Raw genomic sequence first — 8,252 nt, forward strand, 5'->3', positions numbered from 1 at the left:
TTATCAGTATTTAACTTGTTTAAATTTTTCTCGAATAGATTATTAATAAATTTACTGAATTTTTTAAAAAAACTTTCAATAAATTTAGGATTATTCATTTTGAACAATAATCTTATAAAACATTATTTTGAATGATAAATAGAGAATATTTAAATAATTTGAATGAAGCTCAAAAAGAGGCTGTAATGCATCTAGATGGTCCTCTTTTAATAGTGGCTGGTGCTGGTTCGGGAAAAACTAAAGTTCTAACATCTAGAATAGCCAACATAATTAAGGAAAAAAAAGCATTTCCCAATCAAATTCTTGCAGTCACATTTACAAATAAAGCTGCTAAAGAAATGCAAAATAGAGTTAGTAAAATTTTAGGATCTGCTGCTGTTGGTCTTTCTTGGTTGGGAACTTTTCATTCAATTTGTGCGAAATTGTTAAGAAAACATGCTTCAGCTGCACAATTAAACTCAAATTTTACTATTATAGATACTGATGATCAGATTAGATTGATAAAAAATATATGCAAAGCAGAAAATATCGACATCAAACAATTATCTCCAAGATTTATACTTGCAATAATTGATAGATGGAAGAACAAAGGTTTTTATCCTAGAGAAGTAATTATAAATAAAAAAGATATATATGAGAAAACTGTTCTTCCATTATACAAAATATATCAACAAAAATTGACTGACTTGAATTCCTGTGATTTTGGTGATTTAATTTTACATACAGTAAAAATTTTAGAATTTAATCCTGATATTAGAGAAATATATTCTAAAAATTTTAAATACATCTTAGTCGACGAATATCAAGATACAAATTTTATTCAAAGCAAATGGCTCAATCTTCTATCTGAAAAAAATAAAAATATTTGCTGTGTTGGTGATGATGATCAATCAATATATAGCTGGAGAGGTGCTGAGATCAAAAACTTTTTAGAATTTGATCAAGTTTATAAGAATACAAAAGTAATAAGATTAGAACAAAATTATAGATCTTCACAGAATATTTTATCAGTTGCATCAAACCTTATTGCAAATAATCAAAATAGAGTTGGAAAAACTTTGATTACTACAATGGAAGAAGGTGATTTAGTTCAATTAAATTGCTTTAAAAATGGTAAAGATGAAGCAATTGGGGTTTCAGATGAAATTGAAAAAAAAATTAAAAAAAAATTTTCATATAACAATATTGCAATTTTAGTTAGAGCCATCTTTCAGACACGTGAATTTGAAGAAAGATTTCTAAAAATTGGTATGCCTTACAGAATATTGGGTGGTACAAAGTTTTACGAAAGAGCGGAAATTAAAGACTGTGTTGCTTATTTAAGATTAATTCATCAAGAAAAGGATGACTTAGCTTTTGAAAGAATAGTAAATAACCCTAAAAGATCAGTAGGTGATAGTACCTTAAAAAATATTCACGAGTTTGCTAAGGAAAATAATTTAAATCTAGAAAGAGCATCAATAAAAATGCTTGAGCAAAATTTAATTAAGCCAAAAGCTAAAATTGGACTTAGCTTGTTTATTAATTATCTAAACAAATGGAGAAATGATTTAACCATAAAGAAATCAAATCACATAAAGCTATTACAGATTGTTTTAGATGAGTCTGGTTATTCAGCAATGCTTAAAAATAAAAAGGACTTAGATAACGAAAATAGACTAGAAAATATTAAAGAATTGTTAAGCGCTATGAAAGAATTTGATAATTTAGAAAGTTTTTTAGAACATGTATCTTTAGCAACCTCAGTCGATCAAGAATGGGATGATGAAAAAATTAATATGATGACCATGCATGCAGCAAAAGGTTTGGAATTTGATGTTGTATTTTTGCCTGGATGGGAAGAAGGATTATTTCCACATCAAAAATCTATTGAAGAAAAAGGTCAAAATGGTCTAGAAGAGGAAAGACGGCTAGCGTATGTAGGAATTACAAGAGCGAAAAAAAAAGCTATAATTTCTTTCTCGATGAATAGATTTTACCAAGGGGATTGGATAGACAGTATGGCTTCGCGATTTATCGATGAGTTACCAGAAAAACATTTAGAAAAAAATTCTTTCTTTGATGAAGAAATTAACAATGATGATGATTTTGAATTTAATCAGGATTTTGAAATTGAAGAAGGAACAAGAAGCCCTGGATGGATAAGATATCAAAAGAGAATTAAATGAGAAATGGTATAAAATTATTAAGAAGTAAGTTCAAAAAATATGGAATTGATGGCTACATAATTCCAAAAAATGATGATTTTTTCACGGAATATTCAAAATTAAATAGATTAGAAGTCATTTCAAATTTTAGTGGATCTGCTGGTCTAGCTGTAATTCTTAAAAATAAAAATTATTTGTTTACTGATGGAAGATACACAATTCAAAGTAAAATTGAGAGTGGAAAAAATTTTAAAATTTATGGGTTTGAAAAATTAATAAATTGTAGTTTATTTAAAAATCTCACACTTGGTATAGATCCAAAGTTATTTACAAATACTCAAATAAAAAATTATTTTTTAAAATATAACAAAATTAAACATATTGAAAAAAATCTAATTGATGAAATCAAAAAACATAAAGAGCACACCTCTATTCCATTTTTTTCTTTAGATAAAAATATTGTTGGTGAAAGTATAAATTCTAAACTAAATAAAATAACTAAATACTTAAAAAAAAACAAATCAGATTATATTTTTATTAGTGCGCCAGAAAATGTTGCGTGGACTTTAAATATAAGAGGAGGAGATGGCCCTAACAGTCCAGTTCCCAATTCAAGATTGATAGTAAGTAAATCGAAAAAAATATTACTTATAAGTAATTTAAAAAAATGTAAGCAATTATTAAAAAACAAAATTATTAAGAAAGATGAATTTATAGATATAAATAACTTTCCAAATAAAATACTAGATCTTAAGGGAAAAAATTTTATTGTTGATAATAAATCTTGTTCAATATTTTATGAAAATTTAATAAAGTCTAAATTTAAGATCGTAAAAAAAGAAGACCCAATTTATCTTTTAAAAGCAATTAAAAATAAAACTGAAATTAAAAATATGGTCAATGCTCATATCTTAGATGGAGTAGCATTAACTAAATTTTTATTTTGGATAAAAAAAATTAATAAAAAAAAAATTACAGAAGTGGAAGCAGCTAAGAAATTAGAAAATTTTAGGAAATTAAATAAAAACTTTCTCTATCCTAGTTTTGATACAATAGCAGGCTCGGGTAAAAATGGAGCTATCGTACACTACCGTGCTAAAAAAGAAAATTGTAGAACAATTCAGAAGAATGATATTTTACTTTGTGACTCAGGTGGGCAATATAAATATGGCACAACTGATGTCACAAGAACAATATGCTTTTCAAAACAAAAACAAAATATCAAAAATATTTTCACCAAAGTATTAAAAGGTCATATTGCTGTAGCTACAACTGATATTAATAAAGATGATACAGGTAAAAAAATTGATAAAAGAGCGAGAAAATTTTTAAAAAAGAGTAATCTAGATTATGCACATGGCACAGGACATGGTGTTGGCTATTTTCTTAATGTTCATGAAGGTCCACAATCTATTACAAAAATAAATAACGTAAAAATAAGAGAAGGTATGATTTTAAGTAATGAACCCGGGTATTATAAAACCAATGAATATGGAATTAGGATTGAAAATTTAGTTTATGTTAAAAAAATAAATAACAGTTTGTTATTTCATAATTTAACACTGGCACCTATAGAGAAAGATTTAATAAATTTTGATTTATTAACAATTAATGAAAAAAACTATCTATTTAAATATCATTTAGAAATTTATTCAAAAATATCTAAACATTTAAATCCAAATGAGAGAAAGTGGCTAGCTAGTTTTATTTAGCATTTTCAAAAATTTAGCTTGATCAATAACTTTTATTTCTAACTGTTTGGCATAATCTACTTTTTTTTTAGTCGGTTTTTCACCAATTATTAAAAAATTTAGTTTTTTTGAGACACTGCTAATTGTTTTTCCAGAATTTTCCTCAATAAGAGATTTGATCTCGGCTCTACTTATTCCATTTAATTTCCCAGTAACTAAAAAGGTCTTATTTTTTAATAAACCATCATTTGAAATTAGATTAGCATCTTTAATTAACAAAACTTTTTCTAATTCATTCAAAATCCTTTTGTTAACTTCATTTGAAAAAAAACTTTTAATTGAATTAACTTGTGTTTCACCAATTCCATCAATATTTATCAAATCTTCATAATTAAATTGTTTAGATAAATTTTTAAATTCTGAAAATGATACGAAATGTTTAGATAACAATTTTGCATTTTCTAAACCTATATGTCGTATACCCAAAGAATATATAAATCTTTCTAAAGAAATATTTTTTTTTTGATCTATTGAATACTTTAAATTTTGAACAGATAGTTTGCCCCAACCATCTAAGGTTTCAATTTTTAAAAAATCTAAATTAAAAATATCTTGAGGATATTTAATCAATTTTAATTTCCAAAAATTTTCAACTATTTTTTTCCCAAACCCGTCTATATTAAATGCTTCTTTTGAAACAAAATGTTTTAATTTTTCAATTGATATTTTATCACAATAATAACCTTCACTAGAGCATCTTCTTACAGCATCAACTTTTTTTGTTATTATATTAAATTCTTTAATAGTTTCTGATCCACATGATGGACAATTTTTGGGGAAAATATATTTTTTTGAATTTTTCAATCTTTTTTTTTTATCTACTGCAAGTATATGTGGTATTACATCACCGGCTCTCTCTATAACTGCTGTATCGCCTACTCTAATATCTTTTCGATTAATTTCATCTTCATTATGCAATGTTGCGTTTGAAACTATTACGCCACCAATATTTATTGGTTTAATTTTTGCAACTGGAGTTAAAGCACCAGTCCTACCTATCTGAATTTCTATATCTAAAATTTTAGATACTGCTTTATTAGATGAAAATTTGTGTGCAATAGCCCATCTTGGAGCATTGGCGACATTACCCAATCTTCTTTGCATGGCAAAATCGTTTACTTTGTAAACTATTCCATCTATATCAAAATCTAAGTTTGCTCTTTTTTTTTCAATTTCATTATAATTTTCCATTAAATTTTTAATTTCAGTGGTTAACTTGTTTAATGGATTTGTTTTGAATCCCCACTCACTTAATTTTTTCAGAAAATCTGATTGGTTATAAACTTTTAACCCTTTTTCATATCCGAATGTATAGGCAATGAATTTCAGAGGTATTTTTTTTGTTTCTTCAGGGTTTTTTTGTCTAAGTGATCCAGACGCTGCATTTCTAGGATTAGCAAATTTTTCATTTAAACTCTTAAAATCGCTATTTTTTATGAAAACCTCACCCCTAATATCAATTTCTTCTGGAAAATCTTTATTAGAAATTTTTTTGGGTATGTCCTTAATTGTTTTAAGATTTTCAGTTATATCTTCACCTTCTTTTCCATCTCCTCTAGAAAGACCTTTGTAAAATTCACCCTTTTTAAAAGTCAATGATGCAGATATTCCATCAATTTTGGGTTCTGCGCTATAATAAATTTCAAAATTATTTTTAATTGATAAATAATTTCTTATTTTTTTTTCAAAATTTACGAGATCTTTTTCTGAAAAAGCGTTTCCTAATGATAACATGGGTACTTTATGAGAAAATTTTTCAAAATTTTTTGATGGTTTATATCCAATTGCTATTAAAGGGGAATTTCTAGATTTTAAAAAATTATAATCAATTTCAAGCTGTAAAATTTCTCTTTTTAAAATGTCATAGGCTTGATCGTCTACAATTGGATTACTTTTATTATAATAATAATAATTATATTTTTTTATTAATTTAATTTTTTTATTATATTTTTTTTGAATTTCACTTTTTTTCATCTCAATTGAAAAAAGATTTGAATTTTTTTAAAATACTTTTGTCTTTTTTTTGTATTTTATTTTTCTCATATTTTTTATTAAATATACTGTATGAATTTTCGTACCATTGAGATGATTGATAATTATAGCCTAATAGATTTGCATATTTCTTTGACTCTTCTTCTAACCCTAAAATGTAATATATTTCAACTAATCTATGAAGAGCTTCTGCTACATATATTGTAGTTTCATAATTATCTATAACATATTTAAATCTGTTTATGGAAGCAATCCACTTTTTTCTATCAAAATAATATCTTCCAACGTACATTTCTTTTGAAGCCAAGATATCATTAATCAAATTTAATTTAAATGATGCATCAATTGCAAAATCTGTTTTTGGATATTCTTGTGTAATTTGTAAAAATATTTCTTTAGATTTAGAAATAGATTTCAAATCTTTTTTTTCGTCAACAATTTGTTCATAATAACAAAGTCCTAATAGGTATTTGGCATATGGAACATTTTCATCTTTAGCATATATTCTCAAAAATCTTTCTAGTTCTGCTATAGAATCTTGATAATAATCTTGAGAATAATAAGAATATGCTGCCATTAATGCAGCACGTGGTGCTACATTGGATTGTGGATACAATATTTCAGCTTCATTAAATTTCTTTGCGGCAAACAAAGCATCGCCTTTTTTTAATTCCTCAAATCCGATATTATAAGCTTCAATCATTTGAAGTTCTAAATTTACTTCTTCTATTGTAGAATTTTCAATTTTCTGTTTTGAGCATGATAAAAAAAAAATGAATATAATAAAAAAAAATAGAAGGTTTCTCAAAATCATTTAAAATTATACTATTAAAATTTAGATATTGAAAAATAATTATTTTTTCTATGCGATTGATTTCAAGAAATTTCTATTTATTAGTGAATGAGGAAGGTTTTTTTCTTTAATTTCTAAAATAGAAAAATTAGCCTTGTTTTGAAAAACCTTTTTTAACAATTGATTTGTTAGGTAGTGTCCTCCTTGAGAGCATTTAATAGATGCAACTATTCTATAGCCAGATGTATAAAGATCTCCAATACAGTCTAATATTTTATGGTTTACAAATTCCTTATAATTTCTCAATCCTCCTGGGTTTAAAATTTCATTATTTTTGACTACAATTGCATTATCTAAACTACCACCTTTGGCTAGACCATTTTTTTTAATCATTTCTATATCTTCATAAAGACAAAAAGTTCTAGAATTATATACATCTGATAAATCATCTTCATAAACTTTCACTCTATTTTTTTGGTTTCCAATAATTTTATTTTCATACTTTAACTCAAATTCTATATCTAAACTCAATGTAGTCGGTTTAATGGAAATAGATCTTTCTCCTTCAGAAAATTTAATTTCTTTATTTACTTTAATTATTTTAATCGGAACATCACTTGTCTCAATTCCTACATTAAGAATTTTTTCAATAAACATTCTTGCAGACCCATCTAAAATTGGGACCTCTTCATTATCTATCTCTATAAGAGCATTATCTATACCTAAACCAAAAAGAGCACCCATCAAATGTTCTATTGTTGAAATTTTTACCCCAAACTGGTTTTCTATAGTTGTGTTGAGAGATGTGTTAGAAACATTCATAAAGTTTGGATATACCAAATTATTAATTTTTAGGTCTATTCGTTTAAAAACAATACCAAAGTTTGGTGCAGCAGGTTTAATACAAATTTTTACATTTACACCATTATGAAGACCTATTCCAACAAATGAGACTTCATGTTTTAGAGTTTTTTGAGTTAAATAAGACATGCTAATCTTTAATTTGATGCTTAGCAGAATAAAAAACAACTATTGTTACAATAAAAAACAGAATTAACCAAAAAATCTAAAAAATTTTTCAAAAAAACCGAGATTTTTATCTGTTTTTGAAGTTATTTGAACTTCATTGTTATTAATACCTTTTTTTAACTTATAGGCCATTAATGAAATATCTAAATTTTCCTCTTGAAAAAAATCTGTCAAATATTTGTTGTCAAAATAATTATCGACCTTGATTTGATATTTTTTTAAAATGTTCTCAATTTCAAATATAATTAAATTTGGAATTGAAATTAGTTTTATTTCCAAACAGATTTCATCACTATAAATTTCATCACTTAAAGAATAATAATCTTTATTACCTATATTATATTTTTTTACCAGCATGTGCATAAGTTTATATTTGCTATAACTTTCTTTAAATAAATCTTTGATGTCAGTTATCATATTTTCTAAAAAAATATTTGTAATATTTCCAGAATAATTTTTTTTCCTTAAACCTATATCAAATTCAAGAATTAAATTGTTTTCAATTATCACATTTATGTTTGTGATAAAACTTCCTACTAA

Annotated in this window: 6 protein-coding genes; 2 read left to right on the top strand and 4 right to left on the bottom strand. The window is 25.3% G+C overall.

Going from position 1 to position 8,252, the window contains the following annotated elements; all coding sequences use genetic code 11:
* Window positions 1-131: 131 nt before the first annotated feature.
* Both ACTTAY_RS06155 and ACTTAY_RS06160 read left to right on the top strand, forming a co-directional pair.
* A complete protein-coding gene (locus ACTTAY_RS06155) occupies window positions 132-2,168 on the top strand; it encodes an ATP-dependent helicase (RefSeq protein ID WP_440672758.1) in 2,037 nt (678 codons plus the stop codon).
* On the top strand, window positions 2,165-3,859 hold the full coding sequence (locus ACTTAY_RS06160) for a M24 family metallopeptidase (RefSeq protein WP_440672759.1): 1,695 nt from the start codon (window positions 2,165-2,167) through the stop codon (window positions 3,857-3,859). Before ACTTAY_RS06155 ends, ACTTAY_RS06160 begins: the two co-directional genes overlap by 4 nt.
* Here ACTTAY_RS06160 and ligA read toward each other — a convergent pair.
* The 4 genes from ligA to ACTTAY_RS06180 form a co-directional block, all read right to left on the bottom strand.
* Entirely contained in the window at window positions 3,842-5,872 is a 2,031-nt protein-coding gene (gene ligA / locus ACTTAY_RS06165; protein ID WP_440672760.1) for an NAD-dependent DNA ligase LigA, read from the bottom strand. The genes ACTTAY_RS06160 and ligA overlap by 18 nt on opposite strands.
* Before the next feature lies 1 nt (window position 5,873).
* Window positions 5,874-6,704, bottom strand: a complete 831-nt coding sequence (locus ACTTAY_RS06170; RefSeq protein WP_440672761.1) for an outer membrane protein assembly factor BamD — start codon at window positions 6,702-6,704, stop codon at window positions 5,874-5,876.
* Between the two features lie 48 nt (window positions 6,705-6,752).
* The gene (gene lpxC, locus ACTTAY_RS06175) at window positions 6,753-7,673 is read right to left on the bottom strand and encodes a UDP-3-O-acyl-N-acetylglucosamine deacetylase (protein WP_440672762.1); all 921 of its coding nucleotides are present in this window, start codon (window positions 7,671-7,673) and stop codon (window positions 6,753-6,755) included.
* Between the two features lie 63 nt (window positions 7,674-7,736).
* On the bottom strand, window positions 7,737-8,252 hold a 516-nt coding region (locus tag ACTTAY_RS06180), incomplete at its 5' end, for a hypothetical protein (RefSeq protein ID WP_440672763.1).

The sequence above is a fragment of the Candidatus Pelagibacter sp. HIMB1715 genome (genome assembly GCF_052047595.1).
In the GTDB taxonomy this organism is placed as follows: Bacteria; Pseudomonadota; Alphaproteobacteria; order Pelagibacterales; family Pelagibacteraceae; genus Pelagibacter.